The 22,668-nt window shown below is 33.1% G+C and carries 15 protein-coding genes; 7 read left to right on the top strand and 8 right to left on the bottom strand.

Annotation, left to right across the window (positions count from 1 at the left end; genetic code table 11):
* Positions 1 to 47: 47 nt before the first annotated feature.
* Entirely contained in the window at positions 48 to 530 is a 483-nt protein-coding gene (locus M890_RS0113175; RefSeq protein WP_028283987.1) for an OsmC family protein, read from the bottom strand.
* 89 nt (positions 531 to 619) lie between these two features.
* On the opposite strand from M890_RS0113175, the gene M890_RS0113180 reads away from it, so the two are divergent.
* Positions 620 to 1,075 carry a DinB family protein gene (locus M890_RS0113180; protein WP_028283988.1) on the top strand — a complete coding sequence of 152 codons (456 nt, stop codon included), beginning with the start codon at positions 620 to 622 and terminating at the stop codon, positions 1,073 to 1,075.
* Here the strand turns inward: M890_RS0113180 and M890_RS0113185 are convergent.
* Positions 1,072 to 1,755, bottom strand: coding sequence for a PdaC/SigV domain-containing protein (locus M890_RS0113185; protein ID WP_028283989.1), 684 nt, complete (start codon positions 1,753 to 1,755; stop codon positions 1,072 to 1,074). The genes M890_RS0113180 and M890_RS0113185 overlap by 4 nt on opposite strands.
* A 133-nt stretch (positions 1,756 to 1,888) precedes the next feature.
* Between M890_RS0113185 and M890_RS0113190 the strand changes: the two genes are divergently transcribed.
* Positions 1,889 to 3,028, top strand: a complete 1,140-nt coding sequence (locus M890_RS0113190) for a cystathionine gamma-synthase (RefSeq protein ID WP_028283990.1) — start codon at positions 1,889 to 1,891, stop codon at positions 3,026 to 3,028.
* 72 nt (positions 3,029 to 3,100) lie between these two features.
* Here the strand turns inward: M890_RS0113190 and M890_RS0113195 are convergent, their stop codons facing one another.
* Positions 3,101 to 3,910 (bottom strand): THC0290_0291 family protein, encoded by an 810-nt coding sequence (locus tag M890_RS0113195; RefSeq protein WP_028283991.1) that lies wholly within the window; start codon positions 3,908 to 3,910, stop codon positions 3,101 to 3,103.
* A gap of 225 nt (positions 3,911 to 4,135) precedes the next feature.
* Between M890_RS0113195 and gdhA the strand changes: the two genes are divergently transcribed.
* From gdhA to M890_RS0113215, 4 genes are all read left to right on the top strand, one after another.
* Positions 4,136 to 5,479 carry an NADP-specific glutamate dehydrogenase gene (gene gdhA / locus M890_RS0113200; protein ID WP_028283992.1) on the top strand — a complete coding sequence of 448 codons (1,344 nt, stop codon included), beginning with the start codon at positions 4,136 to 4,138 and terminating at the stop codon, positions 5,477 to 5,479.
* Between the two features lie 130 nt (positions 5,480 to 5,609).
* Positions 5,610 to 7,988, top strand: coding sequence for a type IX secretion system anionic LPS delivery protein PorZ (gene porZ, locus M890_RS0113205; protein WP_028283993.1), 2,379 nt, complete (start codon positions 5,610 to 5,612; stop codon positions 7,986 to 7,988).
* The gene (gene recO, locus M890_RS0113210) at positions 7,988 to 8,710 is read left to right on the top strand and encodes a DNA repair protein RecO (protein WP_028283994.1); all 723 of its coding nucleotides are present in this window, start codon (positions 7,988 to 7,990) and stop codon (positions 8,708 to 8,710) included. Before porZ ends, recO begins: the two co-directional genes overlap by 1 nt.
* Positions 8,711 to 8,714: 4 nt before the next feature.
* Positions 8,715 to 11,123 (top strand): TonB-dependent receptor, encoded by a 2,409-nt coding sequence (locus M890_RS0113215; protein WP_051437536.1) that lies wholly within the window; start codon positions 8,715 to 8,717, stop codon positions 11,121 to 11,123.
* 42 nt (positions 11,124 to 11,165) lie between these two features.
* Here the strand turns inward: M890_RS0113215 and M890_RS0113220 are convergent, their stop codons facing one another.
* The gene (locus M890_RS0113220; RefSeq protein ID WP_028283996.1) at positions 11,166 to 13,649 is read right to left on the bottom strand and encodes a RemA C-terminal-like gliding motility protein; all 2,484 of its coding nucleotides are present in this window, start codon (positions 13,647 to 13,649) and stop codon (positions 11,166 to 11,168) included.
* A gap of 118 nt (positions 13,650 to 13,767) precedes the next feature.
* The gene (locus M890_RS0113225) at positions 13,768 to 18,753 is read right to left on the bottom strand and encodes a RemA C-terminal-like gliding motility protein (RefSeq protein WP_028283997.1); all 4,986 of its coding nucleotides are present in this window, start codon (positions 18,751 to 18,753) and stop codon (positions 13,768 to 13,770) included.
* Between the two features lie 119 nt (positions 18,754 to 18,872).
* Here M890_RS0113225 and M890_RS0113230 point away from each other — a divergent pair, with 119 nt between their 5' ends.
* Positions 18,873 to 19,346, top strand: a complete 474-nt coding sequence (locus M890_RS0113230; protein WP_028283998.1) for a regulatory protein RecX — start codon at positions 18,873 to 18,875, stop codon at positions 19,344 to 19,346.
* Positions 19,347 to 19,408: 62 nt separating this feature from the next.
* Here the strand turns inward: M890_RS0113230 and M890_RS0113235 are convergent, their stop codons facing one another.
* The 3 genes from M890_RS0113235 to M890_RS0113245 all read right to left on the bottom strand — a co-directional run bounded on the left by M890_RS0113235 (position 19,409) and on the right by M890_RS0113245 (position 22,663).
* Positions 19,409 to 19,903: a DUF6646 family protein gene (locus tag M890_RS0113235; protein WP_028283999.1), complete on the bottom strand. Its 495-nt coding sequence runs from the start codon at positions 19,901 to 19,903 to the stop codon at positions 19,409 to 19,411.
* Position 19,904: 1 nt separating this feature from the next.
* On the bottom strand, positions 19,905 to 20,774 hold the full coding sequence (locus M890_RS0113240) for a cupin-like domain-containing protein (RefSeq protein ID WP_028284000.1): 870 nt from the start codon (positions 20,772 to 20,774) through the stop codon (positions 19,905 to 19,907).
* Positions 20,775 to 20,842: 68 nt separating this feature from the next.
* Positions 20,843 to 22,663: a TonB-dependent receptor plug domain-containing protein gene (locus tag M890_RS0113245; protein ID WP_028284001.1), complete on the bottom strand. Its 1,821-nt coding sequence runs from the start codon at positions 22,661 to 22,663 to the stop codon at positions 20,843 to 20,845.
* Positions 22,664 to 22,668: the final 5 nt, after the last annotated feature.

Raw genomic sequence — 22,668 nt, forward strand, 5'->3', positions numbered from 1 at the left:
CTAAGGTCGTTTTTTTTGTTAAAAACTACTTCATTTTTTTATTAAAACTAGTCTTTGCAAGGCGAAGCTTCCGCGAAAGCGTTATGTGTAATTGGAAAATTACAAGAGCGTGCTATAAAGCACATGGTATTGGCTTTATGATGTAATTGGTTGGCTTTGGTAATCATGCTTGCATCTGCAACTGTGACTTTTGGATGTAGCGTTACGTTGGTAAATTGACCACTTCCATCTTTGTTTTCTTGCATTATGCCTTCTGCATGGTCTGTGTAATCTGTAACAATTATATTGTTGGTTGCACATAGGTGTAAGTACCATAACATGTGGCATGAAGAGATGGATGATAGTAGTAACTCTTCTGGATTATAACGTGTGTCATCGCCTAAAAAGGTAGGGTCTGCACTTGCTAGTATAGTTTGCGATTTATTAGGGTTTGTAATGGTGTGATTACGTTTATAATCTTTATAATTAGTTGTCCCTTGACCAAGATTACCTGTCCACGTTATAGTTGTTTGGTAGTTGTGTGTTTTCATGCTATAATTTTAAACACTAAAGTTAAAAATTGAAGTCTAATTAGTTTTAGTTTTTTTAATTTACTTTCTTGTACAAAAAAATAAAAACCATGGACTTTACATTTGATGTTACGCTAAAAAACAGAGCGATTTTTAAACAATTTTTAGAGACTTTTACGCTAGAGCAATTAAATAAAGTGCCTAGTGGTTATAGTAATAATATTTTTTGGAACATTGCGCATACTGTTGTAACGCAACAATTGCTAGTGTATAAGTTTTCTGGGTTACCTATGGTTGTTAGTGATGCACTTGTTGAAGCATACAGAAAAGGAACAAAAACAGAACGAGCGGTTAGTCAAGCTGAAGTTGATGAAATAAAGGATTTGCTAATTAGTACTATTGAAAAAACTGAGGAAGATTATAAAAACGGAGTCTTTAAATCATATCAAGAGTATACTGTGTCAACAAAAAGTACTTTAAGAAGTGCAGCAGATGCTATTGTTTTTAATAACTTTCATGAAGGGATCCACTTGGGTTATATCCTTGCGCTTAAAAAAAATATTTAGTAGTTAATGTATTGATCCACTACTGTAAAAGGTATGGTAAACTCTAGTAACTGTGTGTTGACATGGCCTAAGTCAAAATTGTCATAAATTATAATTACTCCGTTGTCATTAAAGCCAATGGTTTCTGGTAGTTTAAAATCACTAGTATCGTTATTTATGCTTGTGTAAGTGGTCATTAACTCCTTGTCATAATACTTTTTAACTATAGCTTTAAAGGCGTCAATATCATTAATAAGGTCTTTTGTTGTTAAGGATTTACCATTGGTTAAATCAAAATTAAAAAACTTAAATTTTAAGTTGCTACTTGCTGCTCCAGTGTTGATACTTCCATTCATGGATATACTGACTAACGCCTCGTTTTGGTAAGAGACTTCTCCATCAATTAAAGCTTCCCATCTTGGAAATTTACTGTCAAAATCGGATAAAAATGATTTATTAAAGTTAGTGTAAGCCTCGTTAAATGCTGTAATACTTTCTTCAATAGTTTCTTTTTTGCTTTTAGCACTATCTATATTTAATATCTGACAAGCAAAATTGTTAAGTGCAGCATTTATGTTTTTTGCAGTCTTGGTTTTTCCATTTGCTTTGGGTAAAACGATTTCTACAAAGGTTTCTTTTTCTTTGGATATTTGGGTTTCAGAAAAAGTTATAGTCTTGTCTTTTTGACAAGAAGTTATCATTATTAAGCAGCAAACTACAGTAATAAGTAACGATTTAGAGTTGGATAAAGTGTTAAACATAGACTAAAGATATTGTTCTAGTTTGAATACAGCGAATTAAAAACTATTTTTATTGTTAACAAAAGTTTTCTTCATGAAATTTAATACAAAAACAATACATGGTGGCCAAAAACCTGATCCAGCTTATGGAGCAGTAATGCCACCAATATATCAAACATCAACCTATGCACAATCAACACCAGGAGGACATAAAGGCTTTGAGTATTCTAGAAGTCATAACCCAACAAGGCAAGCTTTAGAAAATGCATTTGCTAGTTTGGAAAATGGTGATTTTGGATTAGCATTTGGTTCAGGATTGGCAGCTATTGATGCAGTTATGAAATTATTAAAACCTGGTGACGAAGTCATATCTACTAACGACTTGTATGGTGGTACTTACCGTTTGTTTACTAAAATTTTTGAAGGATTTGGTATTAAATTTCATTTTGTTGGTATGGACAATGCTGCCAATATAGAAAAGTACATAAATACAAACACTAAATTAATTTGGGTAGAAACTCCAACAAACCCAATGTTAAACATTATTGATATTGCTGCTGCTTCAAAAATCGCAAAAAAACATAACGTACTATTGGCAGTCGATAATACGTTTGCTACACCTTATTTGCAGCAACCTTTAGATCTTGGTGCAGATATAGTTATGCATTCTGCAACAAAATATCTTGGAGGACATAGTGATTTGGTTATGGGAGCCCTAATAGTCAAAGATCATGACTTGGCTAAAAAACTATATTTTATACAAAATGCTAGTGGAGCAATCTGTGGTCCTCAAGATGCTTTTTTAGCTTTACGCGGAATAAAAACATTGCACGTTAGGATGCAGCGTCATTGTGAAAATGGTAAGGCTGTAGCCGAATTTTTAAAATCGCATCCTAAGATCGAAACAGTCTATTGGCCAGGATTTGATACGCATCCAAATTATACCATTGCTAAACAACAAATGAAAGATTTTGGAGGCATGGTTAGCTTTGTTACTAAAGGAAATAATTATGATCAAGCGATTAAATGTGTTGAAAATCTTAAAGTATTTACATTAGCAGAATCCCTTGGTGGTGTCGAGTCACTTTGTGGGCATCCAGCAAGTATGACGCATGCTAGTATACCAAAAGTAGAACGCGAAAAAATTGGTGTTGTTGATAGTATGATAAGATTAAGCGTTGGGATAGAAGATGCTGAAGATTTAATTAACGATTTACAACAAGCCTTAGGTTGATATCTAGGCTGTATGCATAAAAAAAAGGTCAAGTTAAAAACTTGACCTTTTTTAATATTGTTATTTGATTAATTAATCAAGGTAATAAATGTATCCTACATTTAACCATACTAACCAATCATTGTATTTGTTATATTCTAACTGGTGATTTAAACCATCAATCCAATCGTTAAAATAATATTGACCTCTAAGATCTAACATTAAATCAGCCATAGTATTTAACTTATATCTTACACCAATACTTGAAACTACAGACCAAGTAGAACCACCACTAACATCAATAGGATTTTCTAAAGGAGGTCTAGACCAAGGGTTGTAAAAATTATTTAAGTTATTAATATTTCCAGGGTCACCTTCGCCAAGGTATGACGTACTAACTTTAGGATTAAAAGATACATAATGCGCACCTAAACTAACAAATGGAGCAAATCGGTAACCAAACGCTTGAAAAGATCTAATGCTTAACGGAAAATACTCTATTTGCATTCCAATATCAAAGTTATTGGCTTCACCAGAGTGTGCTCTTAATCTATCTGCATCAGCACTAGTTCGATCTGATTGTACAAAAAATCCATGATGATCTAGTTTCGTTTTGTTATACGAAATTTCCGTACGTAGTTTAAAGTGGTCGTTAAAATAATTGTCTGTCGTATAGCAATTACAATCTGCTTGATAAGCAAAATTAATATAATGTACTAATCCAATACCAAAACCAGTGTTACCAGAGTTAGTTGAAAAATCATTTCGTTCTCCAAAATCAGATTTAAAAGCAACAGGTCCAGTAATTATCCCAATTTCATGAGAGAAGCCTAACTGAGAAAATGCGTTACTAGTACTTAACAATATAAGTGTGACTAGTATCAATCGTTTAAGGTTAAACATAATAAGGCTTTAATTTAGAGGCTATTTATTAAGCAAATATATAAAATCACGACTAACATACAAATTTTACAGATAACACGTAGCGTTTTATTTTAAATTTTAAAATTTATTAATTCTACTACAACGTTTGCGAAAATTAAAAAAAAATAGGTGTACAATTAAAGATAATGTATCTTTGTAGCACATTTTTATGGATTGTATAACACTATCGTAATTATTTACATAATGAAAGATAAAATTGAAGCATTTTTAGATTTAGTAAAACAAAAAAATGGCAATGAGCCAGAGTTTTTACAAGCAGTACACGAAGTTGCAGAAACTGTAATTCCGTTTATAGAGGAAAATCCAAAATATCAAGGTAAGATGTTATTAGAGCGTATGGTAGAGCCAGAACGCACAATAATTTTTAGAGTGCCTTGGATTGATGACAACGGAAACACACAGGTAAACAGAGCTTTCAGAGTCGAGTTTAACTCGGCAATCGGACCATATAAAGGCGGATTGCGTTTTCATCCATCTGTAAACCTTAGTATTTTAAAGTTTTTAGGCTTTGAACAAGTATTTAAAAATTCTCTTACAACTTTACCAATGGGTGGAGGAAAAGGAGGAAGTGATTTTGACCCAAAAGGAAAAAGTGATAACGAAGTTATGCGTTTTTGCCAATCTTTTATGACAGAATTATTTAGACATATTGGTGCAAATACAGACGTGCCAGCTGGAGATATTGGAGTTGGAGGACGTGAGATTGGTTATATGTTTGGTCAGTATAAGCGTTTAAAAAATGAATTTACAGGAGTATTAACAGGTAAAGGTTTGTCTTATGGAGGATCTTTAATCAGACCTGAAGCTACAGGTTATGGTACTGTATATTTTGCTAAAAACATGTTGGCTACTAAAAACGATTCGTTTGATGGTAAGACAGTTGTTATCTCTGGATCAGGAAACGTAGCTCAATATGCATGTGAAAAAGCTACCGAGTTAGGAGGTAAAGTGGTAACTATGTCAGATTCATCTGGATATATATACGATAAAGATGGTATTGATGCTGAGAAATTAGCATTTATCATGGAAATCAAAAATGTTAATAGAGGTAGAATTAGTGAGTACGTAGATAAGTATAGCTCAGCAACATTCCATGAAGGAGAAAGACCTTGGAGTGTAAATTGTGATATAGCAATGCCATGTGCAACTCAAAACGAGTTAGATAAAGCTGAAGCTGAAATGTTAGTAAAAAATAACGTATTAGCTGTTGCAGAAGGTGCAAACATGCCAACAACACCAGAGGCTATTGAAGTACTTCAAAAAGCTAAAGTTTTATTTTCTCCTGGAAAAGCATCTAATGCAGGAGGAGTTGCAACTTCAGGATTAGAAATGAGTCAAAACTCTTTACGTTATAATTGGACTAGAGAAGAAGTTGATGCTAAACTAAACCAAATCATGGATGATATACATGCATCTTGTGTAAAATATGGTACACAAAAAGATGGTACTGTAGATTATGTTAAAGGAGCAAACGTTGCAGGATTTGTTAAGGTAGCAGATGCTATGTTAGCTCAAGGAGTCGTTTAAGAGCTTTTTTTAAAATATTTATAAAACCCCTTAGTTGCTTATGGCAGCTAAGGGGTTTTCTGTTGTATTATACAAGTATACAATACAATAAATTATAGTATTTTTGAGTTTTATTAATCTAATTTTAAAAATGTCTAAAATCAAAATAGTTTTCAATCTGTTTATCATAGTGTTTAGCTGTCTAACAATGGTTAAGACTAATGCACAAGATTATTCTGACGCATGGAAAGGTCATTTTTCCTACTTAGACATTAAAGATGTGTCTCAAGGAACTACTAAAATTATTGCAGCAGCAGAAAATGCTGTGTTTATTTATGATAAAAACACTAATGTAATAGATAAGCTTTCTACAATTAATGGATTATCTGGAGAAACTATTTCTTCAATTCAATATATTGAAGATAGTGGTTTGCTGTTATTAGGATTTGAAAATGGTTTAATTCAGGTTTATAAAGAAAGTGATAATTCAATTTTATCAGTTGTAGATATTCTTGAAAAACCAACCATTCCACCTAGTGATAAAAAAATTAATCACTTTAATGTTTTTGATGGTAAAGCATATGTTTCTACAGATTATGGAATATCGGTTTATGATATAGATAATTTAGAATTTGGTGATACCTATTACATAGGTAGTAATGGTACGCAAATAATAGTTTCACAAACAACTATTTTTGAGGATAAAATTTTTGCAGCAACATCTGTAGGTATTAAAAGTGGAGAATTGTCAAATCCAAATTTAATTGATTATCAAGAATGGAATCAATTAATAGGTTTTAACTGGGTAGGTATACAGGCAGTAGGTGATAAGTTATTTGCTTCAAGATCAAATAAAAGGGTTTATGAATATACACCTAGTGGTGTTCAACTTAGAGCAACTTATCCAAATAATATTGTAGATACTAGAGCTTTTGGCAATCAATTAATTGTTACTACCGAGAAAGAAGCTAATGTATATAATCCAGAGGGATTTGTAAATTTAGCGCAAGTAGCTAATATACCTGAGTACACTACAAAGTATACTTGTGCAATAATTGATGAAACTAATCAAATTTACGTAGGTACGGAAGGAACACTTTCAACAGCTAAACCTGGTTATGGCTTATTAAAAACTAGTATTTCTGATACGTCAGTACAAGAGGAAATCCATCCAGATAGTCCGTTATTAAATAAGTTTTTTAAAATAAAAACTTTAGCTGGTCATATTTATGGGACACATGGAGGGTATGATGTAACTTATAATCCTTATGCAATTACTACTAGAAAATCTGGTATAAGTCATTATTTTGATAATGCTTGGCAAAATGTTACCTATGATTCTATTCAGCCAATTACTGCTTTTCCATGGTCTTTTTCTCATATATCTATTAATCCATTTAATCCTAATTTAGCCTATATTAGTTCTTCTGTCTATGGAGTGTTAGCCTTAGAGAACAATCAGCCAACGCAATTTTTTAATAGTGAAAACAGTACTATACAACCGTTTTTTACAGATAATCATTTTGTGTTTGCCTCAACTTTTGATAGCCAAGGAACGTATTGGGTTTTAAATGCTAGATATGAGTCGCCTTTAAATAGGTATAAGGATGGAGCATGGACTTCTTATAGTTTTTTAGATCTAATCGATCCAGCAACAAGTAATAATGGCTTTTCATCTATAGTTTTTGACGCTAATAATAATATTTTTATGGGTACCCATCAATATGGGCTTATAGGTTTTAATGAAAATGGAGGAAATTATATTTTTGAACATATTGTTGAAGAAGAAGAGAATATGCCTTCTCCATCCGTAAAAACTATTGCTATTGATCGTAATGGTCAACTATGGTTTGGTACAGATAAAGGATTAAGAATTGTTTATAATACAGATCAATTTATGTCGGGATCTCCAGAAGTTGATAATATTGTGGTGTTAGATGATGGTATTGCTAGAGAGTTACTATTCCAGCAATACATTACAGATATTGAAGTGGATGGATCTAACAACAAGTGGATTGCAACATTGGATACAGGGTTGTATTATTTTTCTTCAGATGGTCAAGAAACCATCTTTCATTTTACAAAAGACAATTCGCCTTTACCAACTAACGATGTTTTAGATGTTGATATTGACAGCGTAAACGGAATTATATATATAGCCACAGATAAAGGGATGGTGTCATTTCAGTCTGATGCCTCCAAACCTAAAAGCAATTTAGAAGATGCATACGTATATCCAAATCCAGTTAGACCTAATTTTAATATACTAACCGAAAAAGTAAAAATTAGAGATATATCAGAAAACGTAAACATTAAAATTGTTGATATTGAAGGTAATTTAGTGGCAGAAGCAGAGTCTAGAACTAACTCAAGATTTAAAGGTTATAACCTTGAAATAGATGGAGGTACAGCATTATGGAACGGTAAAAACTTAGGAGGTAATATTGTGGCTTCAGGAGTGTATTTAATTATGCTTAACGATTTGGATACCTTTGAAACTAAAGTGCTAAAAGTAATGGTGGTTAGATAATGTTAACAACTACAAATGCTATTGTACTGTCAAAACTTAGATTTAAAGATAACGACTTGATTGTTAAGTGTTATACCCAAAAACAAGGCGTGGTTAGTTATTTACTTAAAGGTGTTTTATCATCTAAAAAAGGTAATAAAAAAGTAGCCTACTTCCAATCGCTTTCCCAACTACAATTAAATACAGATTATAAACCAAATAGATCATTGCAGTATATTAAAGATGTAAAAACAGATTTTTTATACGCTTCACTTCATACAAATATTTTAAAAAGTGCAATTGTAATGTTCTTGGCAGAAGTTTTAGCGCAAGCATTACAAGAGGAGGAACAAAATGATGCTTTGTATAGTTATATACAAACCACTTTGCAATGGTTAGATGCTAATGATAGTTATTCAAATTTTCATTTATTATTCCTTTTAGATTTAACCAAATATTTAGGGTTTTATCCTGATCAAACCGAAATAGCTACAGCGTCATATTTTAATCTAATGGATGGCGAATTTCAGCATGAAAACAACTCTAAATACGCTATTACCGGAGAAAATTTAACACTCCTAAAACAGCTTTTAGGCATGACATTTGATGATATAAAAACCATCAAAATAGGCGCAAAACAAAGGCAGTCGTTTTTAACTATAATTTTAGTCTATTTTGAATTACATTTAGGCAACTTTAAAAAACCAAAATCCTTACAAATCCTTAATGATGTTTTTAATTAAAAATATGAAATTATTATTTAGTGTATTATTAATAACTTTTTTTTCTCTTTCACTCTCAGCTCAAACAATTAAAGTCATTGATGTAAATTCAAACGAACCAATTGTTGGTGTTGCTATTTATAATAAAAGTCAAACTAAAAGTGAAATTACTAATCTAAATGGAGAGGCTAATTTAGGTCGCTTCGATGCTACAGAAATGCTTTTTTTTCAGCATATTTCACATGTTAAACATCAGGTTAGAAAAAGTAATATATCTAATAGTCTAGTGGTTTTAAGTCCTAATGAACAAGGTTTGGATGAAATAGTTATATCTGCCTCCAATTTTGGACAAACAAAACGAGAGATTCCTAAAACAATTTCTACTGTAAATGCTAAAGATATAAGTTTTAACAATCCACAAACTAGTGCAGATTTATTAGAAGGTACAGGTCAAGTATACATTCAAAAAAGCCAGTTAGGAGGAGGTAGCCCAATGATTAGAGGGTTTTCTACTAACAGATTATTAATTACTGTAGATGGAGTAAGGATGAATAATGCTATTTTTAGAGGCGGAAACCTACAAAATGTTATCTCCATAGACCCTTTATCTATTCAAAACACAGAGGTGACTTTAGGTGCAGGTTCTATTATTTATGGTAGTGACGCTATAGGTGGTGTTATGAGTTTTTATACTAAAAAACCAGAGTTTTCCTATACGGATAGTCTTAGTGTGAAAAGTAATTTATTAGTGCGTTATGCAACAGCTAGTCAAGAAAAAACGGGACATATCGATTTAAATTTTGGTTTAAAAAACTGGGCATTTTTAACCAATGTGAGTTATACCAATTTTAATGATTTAAGAATGGGAAGTCATGGTCCTTCAGAGTATTTAAGACCAGAGTTTGTTGTAACAAGTAACAATGAAGATGCTATTGTAGCAAACAGTAATTCTAAAATCCAGAAAACCACAGGTTACGATCAAATTAATGTCATGCAAAAAGTTAGTTATAAAGCAAATGATGAGTTAGATGTAGATTTAGGATTGTTTTATACCCAAACTTCTGATTATTCTAGATACGATAGACTAATACGATATAGAGGTAATAATTTAAGATCTGCCGAGTGGAATTATGGACCGCAAAAATGGTTTATGTCTAATTTAAGCGTTACCAAAAGAAGCAGTAGCGCATCGTTATACGATAATATAAAAACGACTTTAGCATATCAAAATTTTCAAGAAAGTAGAATGGATCGAGATTTTCAAGATACAGACAGAAATGTTAGAGAAGAGTCTGTGGATGCGGTTTCGTTTAATATAGATTTTGAAAAAGAACTAAGCGCGACATCGAATATATTTTATGGTTTTGAATATGTATATAATAAAGTAGGTTCAATTGGTTTTACTGAAAACATAGAGAATAATACTACTGAAAATACAGTATCTCGTTATCCTGATGGTGCAACTTGGCAAAGTGCAGCTATGTATGCTAGTTATAAATACAGACCAACAAAAAAGTTTGTGTTTCAAACGGGATTACGATATAATACAATAACGCAAAAAGTTGATTTTACAGATAACAATCAGTTTTTAAACTTACCTTTCTCAGAATCTAATAATACAGCCAACGCATTAACAGGGACTGCAGGTGTGACTTTTATGCCAAACAAAACATTACAATGGAAATTTAATTTATCTTCAGCTTTTAGAGCACCAAACGTTGATGATATAGGTAAGGTGTTTGATTCAGAACCAGGATCTGTTGTAGTGCCAAATGATGATTTAGACCCAGAATATGCTTATAGTGGAGAGTTAGGTTTAAAACTAAACTTTGATAAGCTTTTTGTTTTTGATATGGCAACGTATTATACTTATTTGGATAATGCTTTGGTTAGAAGAGATGGTACTTTAAATGGCGAATCGCAAATTATTTATGATGGCGAATTAAGTAATGTGCAATCTATGCAAAATGCCTCTAAATCGTGGATATATGGTTTTGAAGTTGGAGCACAAGTTAATTTTTCGGATGCTTTTAAATTAACATCACAATACAATATTATTGGTGGTACAGAGGAAACAGATGGAGTAGAAGTGCCAGTTAGGCATGTTGTACCTAATTTTGGAAACACGCATTTAGTTTGGCAAAAAAATAAGGTTAAAGTGGACGGTTTTGTTAACTATAACAATGCTTTATCATTTGACCAACTAGCACCTTCTGAAGCTGAAAAAGATTATATCTATGCTTTAGATCAAAATGGTAATCCATATTCACCATCTTGGTACACTTTAAATTTAAGAACGCAATACGAAATTGGTGATGCAGTAGTGGTGTCTGCTGCTTTAGAAAACATTACAGACCAACGCTATAAAACATATTCTTCTGGAATAGCAGCTCCTGGTAGAAATTTGATTGTGTCTTTACAGTATAGTTTATAACAATAAAAAGCCTCAATCTAACTTGAGGCTTTTTTTATTTGCTTATTTTTTCACTGCTTTTTTGCTTAGTACAGTGCCATTGCTTAGTTGTATTTGAGCAATATAAGTAGCTTTGTTAAGATTAGATAGATTGTATGTTTGTGTATTGCTTTCAGCTTTTAAATTGAATAATTCTCTACCCAACATATCATAAATTTTTATGGATTGTATCCTATCGTCATTACTATCTAATGAAAAAGTGACATTATCATTATTGTCTTCATAAATTATTAATTCATCAGAAGCTAAAACAGCTTCATCAATAGAAAGACTAGCTTGATTAAATACAATTTCAAATCTATCATTAAAAACTCCTGTGTCTGCAGTAAATGAATAATCACCAGCATTTAAATCATGATAATTATTTGTAAGATTATCTTTTAAATAGATTGTGTTATTTGATAAAAATTCACCTTGAAATTGATTAATAGATATTGTATACGTCGTTGGTGTGTTTATATTATTGAAAAACCCTAAATGGATAGTTTCATATATATCTAAATCGCTAGGTGATTTACCCTGTATAGCAAGTTTTTCTGAATTATTTGGTAAAACTGAGTAAAATGAAAAATCACCTATGGTTGCTCCAATTTTTTCAGCATCATAATAGGCACCATCATTATCTGCAGTAGCACCAGGTACATAACCAATAGCAGTTTGGTTAAACAAACCAGTATCTGTTGTCATATTTAACCACAATTTGTTATTTATAATTGAAGCTGTAGCAAAATTTGTGTTAGATGTTCTAAAAAACTGAGTATTACTATTTGTAACACGCATTGCGTTATTAAAAGTAACAGTGCCAGTTGTAGATGCAGGATTGTCTGAGTATGTTACAAAAAAACCTTGACCAGAAGGTATGTGTCTAGTAGGCGTAATTCCGTCGCCACCAGCAAGTTCTGCTGTTCCATTAATTCTAGCATAGTCACTAAATGAAAAATTTAATGCTTGATTACCATTAGCTGTACCATCTGGAGCAGTTGCATGTGACCAAAGGTATAGTATACCATCTAATTTACCGTTAGTTGGATTGGATGCATAATTATTTTCAGCAAAAAATAAATCAACGTCAATAGCAGAAGGATACGGATTACCTATTAAATTCCAGTTGGTATCATCTGTTTCGGTATCATTTCTTTCAACCGGAACAGTGATATTTCCATTGTTTAAAGTGCCTCTAAAAGTATACGTGTAATTGTTGGGTCCAAATATAAATGCATCTAGAGAGTGTGTTGCTGTGTAGCCTACGCCTGGCGTCATTATATCGCTAGAGCTTTTTAAAAACCAAACATCTCCATTGTCGTCAATGCCATCAACTCCTGCTCCATTAACTAGTGTATTATCATTATTTGTTTCGTATTGCGAGTCTACAAAATTTGCTGCATTAAACTCAAAACGTCTAAAAGGACTGGATTGAAATAAGGCATTACCAAAAGTTTCGTTAGCAACAGGAGAGCTCCAATAAGTATATTCATACCATTCATTAATAAATGACGTGCTTCTATCTACTTCAGCAGCATTATTTGTTGCAAAAAAGCTGCTACTAGAATCATCATAAGTTGCTGTATTGTCTACTTGCACAAAAGATCCTGTGTTTTGAATAGCTATACGCCCATTATTAGTTACATCTGTAATAACTTCTACATACTCGTTTGGAGAAACGGTAAGGGTAACACCTGGATTAACAACTAAACTACAAGCAGTAAAACTGGGTTGACCTGCAGTACTAGTATTGTAATTGCTAGTTAATATTGCAGTAGTAGATCTGTTTGGCGTTGTTGGTAACCAATTTGTGCCATCCCAAGTCACTACAGAGGTGCAATTTTGAGTTCCCCAAATCTCAATGTTATCTATAGCTATATCTTCTTGACCTTGATTAAGCCTAAATCTAATTTCAATATCCAAAAGGTTACCAGTTCCAGTAATTGGTCTAGTATGTTGTGTAAAAGTATCTGTAATTGCTACATCATCACCAATACCATCAAAATCAGTATCTATTAAAGGCGCTCTGTTTGCGCCACCATTATCATTCTCTATCCATAATAAATTAGAGCTGGTTCCGCTATTATCAATTTGGTATGTAAATCTTACATAGTCATTATTATCCCAATGCTCTGTTCTAGTTCCACCATTAGTAGTTTGGTCATCTTCGGCTAAGTGTACTCTAAATTCTAAGTTTGTATAATTAGTTATGTCTATATTTTCAATAAACAGTATAGCAGGTAAAGGAGCTCCTTCACCATCTGTGTCTTGTGCTGCAAAGTAAAAGCTACCTTGTAAATTATTAAATAAGACTCCGTTTGGACCATTGTTAAAGTCTGTTCCGTCTGTTCTTAAAAAGTAGTCGCGACCATTGTCTGTAAATTCGGTAATATTGGTAGTGTAACCACCAGGAGTTTCAAAATTTAATTCTGCTATTTTAGTTTGAGATAAACCTAGTGAAACGGTAAGTAAGGAAACTATTAAAAGTAAAGATTTAGCTTGCATTGAGGGTTTTTTAAAAAGATTATAGCAAGTTAAATATAGGTTGTAGACCTTTTTATAACAAAAAACTTCAACTTTATTAGTTGAAGTTCTTTTTTTAGTGATAAAGTGTAAACTATTATTACTGTTTGATAGCTTTTTTAGAAATTATAAGTCCGTTGCTTAATTGTATGCGTGCTATGTATGATGCTTGACTAAGGTTTGATAAATTATAAGTTTCGGTGTTAGAATTTCCTTTTAAGTCATATAATAATCTTCCTAAAACATCATATATTTTAATGGCCTTTATAGTTAAGTTTTTACTTGTTAAGTTAAATGTAATATCATTATTTCTGTTTTCAATAATCGAAATGTTTTGTTCGGATATTGTTTCTTCTGAAACAGATAAGCTAGTGTCTTTAAAAACAATTTCAAATCTATCATTAAATGTTCCTGTTTGTGATGTAAAGTTATAATCACTATTTGATAAGTTGTGAATACTTGACAATAAGTTGTCTTTTAAATAAACGGTATTGTTTGTTAAAAAATCTCCTTCTAATTGTGCAATTGAAAATGTGTATACTGTTGCTGTTGTAATATTTGTGTTAAATCCTACAGGTATAACTTCGTCTATAGTTAAGCTTTCTGGAGCCTTACCTTGTATTGCTAGTTTGTCAGAGTCTCCTGGTACTGATGTGAATATTTCAGCAGCATTATTGTTATAAAGTGTTTTGTTAGCATCATATGCTTTACTGTCTTTTCCATTGGTTGCTCCATTTACATAGGCTACTAATATTTGATGAAACACACCTGTGTCTGATGTTAGGTTAATCCAAAGTCTATTACTTAATGTATTGTTAGTCCTAAAAAACTGACTATTACTTGTTGCATCTGCAGTACGTAAACTATTATTAAAAGTGACACTACTGTTAGCAATACCTTGTACAAAAAAGGCTTGACCAGACGGAATATAACTGGTTGGGATAATACCGTCTCCACCAGCAGTATTACCACTTCCTGTTGTAATAATGGCATAATCACTACTATTAAAGTTTGCACCTTCATTTCCGCTTGCATTTGCGTTTGCAGGTGTATTGTGTGACCATAAATAAGCGACACCTTGTATAGAGGCAGAATTGTTATTTAAAAACGCATTAGCATCTATTGCAGATGGATATGGGTTACCAATTAAATTCCAGTCTTCATCTCCATTTGCACCATTATAAGCAATTGGACTAGAAATAATTCCGGTGTTAAAAGCGCCTTCAAAAGTATAAGTGTATTGAGAACCGACAGAAAAACCAATTGGCGAATGCATAGATATGTATCCAACACCTGGAGTCATTACAGTGCTTCCAGGGATTAATGCCCAATCATTTCCATCGTCATCAATTCCGTCTGGTCCAGGAGTAAAAGTATTGGTGTTATTGATTTCAGTTAAATTATCTAAAAAGTTTACAGCATTAAATACATAGCGTCTACTTGGATTTGCAAAAGCTAAACCTTGTCCTATGGTAGTATTCTCCACTGGCGAACTCCAATAGGTGTATTCATAAACGCTATTAAGTGGTGTTGTACGTTTATTAACTAAAGCTACTCCACTAGGACTTAATGTAAATGTTGCTGCATCATTATTCTGCACAAAGTTTCCTTGTGTTTCGACATATAATTCTCCGTCAACAATAACTTCGTTTTCAATTTCCACGTAAGTGTTATTATTTACGGTTAATCTAAACTCTGTTCCAGAAGGATTGCTATTAATAGTCAATGAACATGCGCTAAAGCTACCAAAGGTCGCAGTGTCATAACTGTCGTTTATAATTACTTTGGTGTTTAAGTCTGGAGCACCATTGTCCCAAGCGCCCAAAGTCCATGTTGTTGTGCCTACATTTATACGTGCTGCATTTGTGGCAGTGCTACATGATGCATCTTCAGTCACCTCGCAATAAAATTGGTAACCTTGTAGGTCTGCTCCTGTGATTGATAATGTGGTTGAGGTTTCTCCTGTTACTGTCCCTGGAGCAAAAGAGGTACTAACCACACTAGTCCACCCATTAGAAACCGTATCGTTATAATACCATTGATATGTTAACGTTCCTGAGTTTCCTGGTGTTGCTGCTGCTGTAAATACAATAGCGTCGTTACAATTATCTATATCCTGAGGCTGTAAAGTTATTGTAGGTGCATTATTAAGAATAACAAAAGTACCTAAGCCACTTGTGTCTCCTGAGGTTGCAGTCGTCCATTCTGTAGCATCAAATGCAGTATTTGGGCTAACAACGTCAGTATTTCTTCTATAGACATAGCCTGGAGCGCCAACCAGAGTGTCATGGAAGTCATCCACAACAACGCTTGTTGCTATTAGGGTAAGCTCAAGCCTATCGTTGTCATTAAATCCTGCTGTAGAGCCACCAAAGATAAAATCATGTGCACTTCCTGTGTCTGTACTAACCTTTCCTACTAATACTTGACCATCAGCTATTGTACTTCCTGTTCCTGAAGCAGGAAAGGTGTAGGAATGAGAAGAGGAAGCGGAAGCTATATCTGCAAAACGATTAATTTCATATAAGGTTAAATCGACAGTAGTTCCTGTTCCGTTAAAAATTTCTATATAACCTAGGGATCCTGATGAATTGTCATAGATTTCAGTCATCATTAATCCTGTAGTACTACCACAGCTTCCTGAATTGTCAATTATTGTAAATGCTGTACTTGCAGGACAACCTAAATCATCAGTGATTTCAATAATTCCTGATGTGGCTCCTGTAGGAATAGTAACCTCCATTGTTGTAGCAGAAAGATTACTAACTGTAGCAGCCAGTCCACTAACAGTAGCTGTTGCTGTTGTTAAATTTGTACCAGTCACTGTTACAATGGTGTTTTCTGGACCAGATGTTGGTACTATTGTTATACTGCCAGGATTGCATAATCCATTACCTTGTACCATAAACGTAAAAGGATTCTCGTCTAAGTCGTTATTAGTAATTGTAATGGTAGCTGTTCTGGTCCCAGAAGCTAAAGGTGAAAATGTGATTTCAAAAATACCTGGTGGATTTTGACCTGGTGTTACTGTAAAAGGTGCAGGATTTAAACTAATGGTAAAATCACCTGGATTTACTCCTCCAACAGTTATGTTTGAAATATCTAAGTTAGCTGTTCCAATATTTTGAATTCTGTAAGACTTGGTTTGAGCGCTTCCTATATTTTGAGCAGCAAATAATGTGTTGTCTAAGCTGCTTGGTGTACTATCTCCATTGGCAATATCTGGAAAGGCTCCTAGATTTCCTTCTACATTAATCTCTTGTTCTGGTGTAGTACCAGTACCTTGTAGTAAAATAGTACAAGTGCCTTCATCTGCATCATTGTTGTTTATTGTAAGTGTAGCGTTTTTAACACCTATAGTCGTAGGCGTAAATCTAACAGTTACAGTTTGCGTACTACCTGCTGTAACAGTAAAAGGTGTTGCAGGCGTGACAATACTAAAGCTAGTTGCGTCTGTACCACTTAGTACTAAGGAAGCGATATCTAAATCTAAAGTACCATCATTGTCAATATCAAAACTAATGTCTGTGTTAAATCCTGTGGCTTGTGATCCAAAAGCTATAGCGTAACCACAAGCTTGGTCAGTATTAGAGGCATCAACAAGTTGTAATTCTGGAATAGAACAAGGAGAAATTAAAGTGTTTGCTCCAGGTGAACCACCTGTTGCAACTTCTTGCCAGTTACTACCAGTATTAGAGTTATCTAGAGAAGCGTCAATGACATGTAATGTTGAACCATTATTATTTGCGCCATCAGTACTGTTGTAAGTTACAGAGTCAACAATAGAGGTTCCATTTGCAGCATATAAGAAAATGGTATCACTAGTATTATTAAGATTATTTGTATTATTTGTCGAAGCACCTATACCATAATTTGGCGTGAAAGGGCAATCATTATTATAAACACCATCTCCATTACTACCTAATGATACAGTGATACACGTACCATTTGCAATACTTGTAGCAGCAGGAAAAGTAAACAATACACTTCCGTTATCTACAATATAATTACTTAAATCTTGTGCACTGCCTGAAACATTACATATTTCTATCCACTCATCATCAGTGCCAGAGGAGTTGTAAGATAATTCAGTAATAACAACCTCTGCTAAAGGTGCTAAAACGTCTCCAGATAGTGCAACGGTTTTATCTGTTGCCAATGCGCTGGTAGCTGTAATGTTACCAGAATACGTGTTAACTGTCAAACCAGAAATTAAGCGTGTGTAAATTGTGGTAGAAGCGACTGTGCCTGTTGTTGGAACTAAACTTACTGTAGTGCCAAAACCAGAACCTGAAGTTGTTGAAATTTCAAAATTAGTTGGTGCAGTTAACACTAAATTTGAGGTTAGTAAAAAACCTTCAGCAGTAAACGTTTGCTCTGCAGATGGACCAGCTCCAAGTGTGTAGTCTAATCCTGTTAAAGCTGTTGGATTTAATACAATTGTTGGTCCTGTAGGGATTCCCCAAATTTCAATATTGTCAATAGCGATGTCTTCATCTCCATTTAGAAGGTTATTAAATTCGATTTCAATATCTAACAAATTACCTGTCCCTGAAATGGTATTTGTAAATTGAGCAAATGTATCGGTAACAGTAATTCCGTCACCTGTTCCGTCAAAATTTGTATCTAATCTAGGTTCCGTGTTGGTTCCTCCTGCAGCTTCTATCCAAATTAAGTTTTCATTAGCTCCTGCATCTATTGAAGCGGTTATGTGCATGTATGAATTAGCATCCCAATCTTGATTACTACCATCGTCATCTTCTGCAATATGGATTCTAAACTCTAAACTTGTAAATCCTGAAACATCAATATTATTAAGGTTAAGTGTTAGATTTGCTGGACCACCATCTCCATCTGTATCTTGCACACCAAAATAATAATTACCCTGAATATTAGTAAAATTGATTGCTCCTCCGATGTTACTACCATCGGTTCTAGTAAAATAGTCTGTGCCTCCATCTGTGAATTCTGGGACACTTGTTGAGTAGCCACCAGGATTTTCAAAATTTACTTCAGATATTTTTATCTGACCAAAAGTAAAGGTGACTGAAAATAGTAGTAGTAGAGTGAGTAGGAATTTTTTCATAATAAAGGGATTTGGGCAAGCAGCTAGTTAATGTGTTATAGTCAAATTATTTAACAAAAATAATAACGTACCATCATGTTAATCTTTAAAGTTTATTATTATAATGTTATTTTTAGCACATGAATGTAACTAATACTTTTACTGTAGACGAAGCTAAAAAAAAGCTAGAGCATTATTGTGCGTATCAAGAGCGTTGTCACCAAGAGGTTAGACAAAAATTAAAAAGTATGCATATGATACCTGAAGCAACAGATATTATAATGGTACACCTTATGGATCACAATTTTCTTAACGAAGAACGTTATGCTAAATCTTTTGTTCGAGGTAAGTTTAGAATCAAAAAATGGGGTCGTCGTCGACTTTTACTCGAATTAAAGAAAAAGGATATATCCAAATATAATGTAAATCAAGCATTTAGAGAAATTGACGAAGCGGAGTACATCGGAGTTTTTAATGATTTAGCCGAAAAAAAAGCTGAATCTTTAAAAGAAACCGATAAGTATAAGAAAAAAAAGAAGCTTATTGACTATTTATTGTATCGTGGGTGGGAAAATCATTTGGTTTATGATAAAGCCAATGAGCTGATAAAATAGAGTATAAAAAAACCTTTTAATGTATAACACTAAAAGGTTTTTTATTATGATTAAGTTGTTTACTATAGGTTAAATACAGCACCAACATTTACGGTAAATTGATTATGAATTTTTTCGGCTGGAGTTAAAGTATCCGAATTGTATTTGGCAAACGTTGTTCCAAATTCTGAAAAAATTCCAAAACCACTAGAGAAAAAGTAACGCATCCCTAAATGTCCACCAAAGTTTTTTAAGCTTAAGCTAATACCAGGATATAAATCAAAATTATCACTAATATTTAAAACGCTTCCTAAGTTAGCGTTAAAACGTCCTTCTAACTCAAAACGGTCTGCAAAATCTGCATTTAAACCATTGTTTAAGTTTAAAGCGTAACCCGTTACAACTCCAACAGATATGTTTTCGCCAAGACCATAGTCGTAAGTAACAGTAATACCGTTAACGTTATCCTGAAAGTTTGCTCCGATTTGTAATTTTTGATCGCCTTTTCCTTCAAAAGATTGAGCGTTTACTGCACCCATTGTTAGTAATACAGCTAATAAAAGTAATCCTCTTTTCATTTTAATTTGCTTTAAAGTTTTTGTTTGTATTAACTATGGCTTTATTGTTTTTCCAATTAATCCATTTTTGACCTTTAATACGTCGCATTAAGTTGTCAAAATTACGCATTATAAAGACATTGTATACTGCTTTGCTTAAATTTTTTGGATTTCTGGCTATTGCACGCAAGCTCATAGAAAAACCTGGTGTTATGTAGCGCATATAATGCCAATAGCCTTCTGGCATGTATAAAACTTCTCCATGGTTTAATTGACACTGCCAACCTTTAGCATGTTTTAAAGCAGGCCATTTTGTAAAATCTGGATTAGAAAAATCTATATCTTCTCTTGTAATTAAAGCGTATGGGACTTTATATAAATGCTTATTTTGTTGTTGGTCAAACAAAATAACTTGCTTTTCGCCTTCAAAATGAAAGTGAAAAATATTGGCTAAATCTATGTCATAATGCATAAAAGTATAGCTGTCACGACCTCCAAAAAAAAGCATAGGCAATCCCTTCATTAAACGTAAACCAAAGTTTGGAAAGCTAAAATCTTTTTGAAGCTCAGGGACTTCTTTTAAGATATTCCATAAAAATATTCTAAATTTTGTAGGCTCGCGTTTAAGCAAATCAACATAGTCGCTCATTTTCATTTTAGCGTGTGGCTCATTAAACCCATCTTTATGGTCGACAGGTCTATCATCGTATAAAGGGACTGTTTTGTCACCAGCAACCGTTTTCATGTACTCTAAATTCCATTTAGAATATGCAGGCCAATCCGTAATAAATTGCTCAATAACAACAGGTTTTTGAGGCTTAAAATAGTTTTTAATAAACTCCTGTTTAGTTATTGTCTTAACTCTTGGTATGTCTTGAAGGTTTAAACTCAAATTATTAAAATTAGGGTTCAAAGTTAATAAAACGTTACCAAAAAAAGTATAAATGTTTGTGTTACACTTTAGTTAAAGTTAAAACGCATACCAAATAGCACGTTACTTGGAGGCATTGGTGTAAAGCCAGTTTCGATATAATCTGCATCAAAAATATTACTTGCTGTAGCAGTAAATTCTAATTGTTTGACCGTTAAAATTAAAGAGGCATCCCAAACATTATAGGTTTGTCCTGTTGTGCGCTCAGCATGTTTATAGACTATGTTTTGTCTAACATTTTTAAATAATTGCGTGCTTAAACGTGTGGTAAAATGATGTTTTAAAGTGTTTAAAGAATAACGTGATAATTCTTTATTTTGATCTAAAATATTATCTTCTAAAAAGGTGTATCCAACAGCTAAGGATTGATTAAAATCTGTGATTTTAAAATTGTAAGACGCATCTACTTCTAACCCTTTAGTGTTAACTTCTGCAATGTTGGTCGCTGTATAAATAGTTTCAGTAGCATTAGGTCTTATAAAATCTATAAGGTTTTTGGCATCTCTGTTAAATAAAGCTATCGAACCTGAAAAATTATTAGTGTTGTATTTAATACCAAGCTCTTGTGCAAACGCTTCTTCAGGCTCTAAATTTGCGTTTCCAGAGGTTCTAAAATCATTATAGAATAAATCTGTATAGGTTGGGATACGGTAAGTATAACCAATGTTTCCGTAAAGCTTTACGTTGTCGTTAACCTGATAACCAAGATCTAATCCTGGAAAGGCATGAAATTTAAAATCTGAAAAGTACGTTACTGCAATTCCAGGAGTGATATCTAGTTTATCCTTTAATAATTTAAATTGGTGTTCTAAAAATAGGTTAGTCATAAATCGATTACGATTTCCTAAATTATTACTTCTAATGTATATTTTAGAAACATCCACACCAAAACCAGTAACACCAGCTGTTGAGGTGTAAGACGCATTTACTTCTGCTCCCATTTTGTCTGTAATGTGTAGGTTTCTAAAAAATGTAGGATCTTCTCGTTTTAGTAAAAACAAATCTTCGTTACGTTTCCAATATATACGTGGTTTGATTTTAAATTTATCTGTATTAAAAGTTGTTGTAAACCCGATTAAACTGTTTTTGGTTTCTTCGTACTCATTAAATGCTGGATTGGTCGTGTAAAAGTTTTCTGCTCCAAATTTACGGTCAGAAAAAGTTGTAATCATCTCTATAGCTTGCGCTTTTTTGTTAAACACACTTTTTATAAAGTAGTTAGTATTGTCGTAGTCTGAGTTGTTTCGGTAACCTTCAGATGTCATTTTGCCTACGTGAATAATGTGTGACGAGTTGTCTAATGCTGTGCCAACAGTAACACCTGCATTTAATTGACCAAAAGAACCGGTTTCTAAATTTGCCGAAACCGTATTTGCTACATTATTTTTAGTTACAATATTTATTGCTCCAGTAAACGCATTTTGACCAAATACTCTAGCAGCAGGACCTTTTATAATCTCGATACGTTCAATAACCTCAATAGGTAAGGCTGCATTCATGGTGTGATGACCAGTTTGTGCATCGTCCATTTTTATACCATCAATTAATAATAGTGTTTGGTCAAAACCACCACCTCTAATATATAAATCGGCTTGACTACCAGCAGTCCCACGACGTCTAATATCAACTCCTGCAACCTGTTGTAATAGATCTGCAACATTGGTTGCAGCACTGTTTTTTATGTCTGAAGACGAAATAACAGTAATAGTTCTTGAGTTTTCCTTAAAAGGAAGCTCAATTCTAGAAGATGTAATAATCACAGAGTCTAATTGCTGTTGTTGCTCTAAATCTTGAGCGTGTGTTGATATAGATAATAGACCAAGTAGGGTAAATAAGTAAGTAAATTTCATAATAA

The sequence above is a fragment of the Olleya marilimosa CAM030 genome (genome assembly GCF_000518485.1).
Classification (GTDB): Bacteria; Bacteroidota; Bacteroidia; order Flavobacteriales; family Flavobacteriaceae; genus Olleya; species Olleya marilimosa.

What these genes read in the sequence shown, in the direction of transcription:
- M890_RS0113195 (WP_028283991.1), bottom strand. Translation starts at nt 3,910, where the DNA reads ATGTTTAACCTTAAACGATTGATACTAGTCACACTTATATTGTTAAGT.
- M890_RS0113215 (WP_051437536.1), top strand. Translation starts at nt 8,715, where the DNA reads ATGAAATTATTATTTAGTGTATTATTAATAACTTTTTTTTCTCTTTCA.
- M890_RS0113245 (WP_028284001.1), bottom strand. Translation starts at nt 22,663, where the DNA reads ATGAAATTTACTTACTTATTTACCCTACTTGGTCTATTATCTATATCA.
- recO (WP_028283994.1), top strand. Translation starts at nt 7,988, where the DNA reads ATGTTAACAACTACAAATGCTATTGTACTGTCAAAACTTAGATTTAAA.
- M890_RS0113190 (WP_028283990.1), top strand. Translation starts at nt 1,889, where the DNA reads ATGAAATTTAATACAAAAACAATACATGGTGGCCAAAAACCTGATCCA.
- M890_RS0113225 (WP_028283997.1), bottom strand. Translation starts at nt 18,753, where the DNA reads ATGAAAAAATTCCTACTCACTCTACTACTACTATTTTCAGTCACCTTT.
- M890_RS0113220 (WP_028283996.1), bottom strand. Translation starts at nt 13,649, where the DNA reads ATGCAAGCTAAATCTTTACTTTTAATAGTTTCCTTACTTACCGTTTCA.
- M890_RS0113180 (WP_028283988.1), top strand. Translation starts at nt 620, where the DNA reads ATGGACTTTACATTTGATGTTACGCTAAAAAACAGAGCGATTTTTAAA.
- gdhA (WP_028283992.1), top strand. Translation starts at nt 4,136, where the DNA reads ATGAAAGATAAAATTGAAGCATTTTTAGATTTAGTAAAACAAAAAAAT.
- M890_RS0113185 (WP_028283989.1), bottom strand. Translation starts at nt 1,755, where the DNA reads ATGATAACTTCTTGTCAAAAAGACAAGACTATAACTTTTTCTGAAACC.
- M890_RS0113175 (WP_028283987.1), bottom strand. Translation starts at nt 530, where the DNA reads ATGAAAACACACAACTACCAAACAACTATAACGTGGACAGGTAATCTT.
- porZ (WP_028283993.1), top strand. Translation starts at nt 5,610, where the DNA reads ATGTCTAAAATCAAAATAGTTTTCAATCTGTTTATCATAGTGTTTAGC.
- M890_RS0113235 (WP_028283999.1), bottom strand. Translation starts at nt 19,903, where the DNA reads ATGAAAAGAGGATTACTTTTATTAGCTGTATTACTAACAATGGGTGCA.
- M890_RS0113230 (WP_028283998.1), top strand. Translation starts at nt 18,873, where the DNA reads ATGAATGTAACTAATACTTTTACTGTAGACGAAGCTAAAAAAAAGCTA.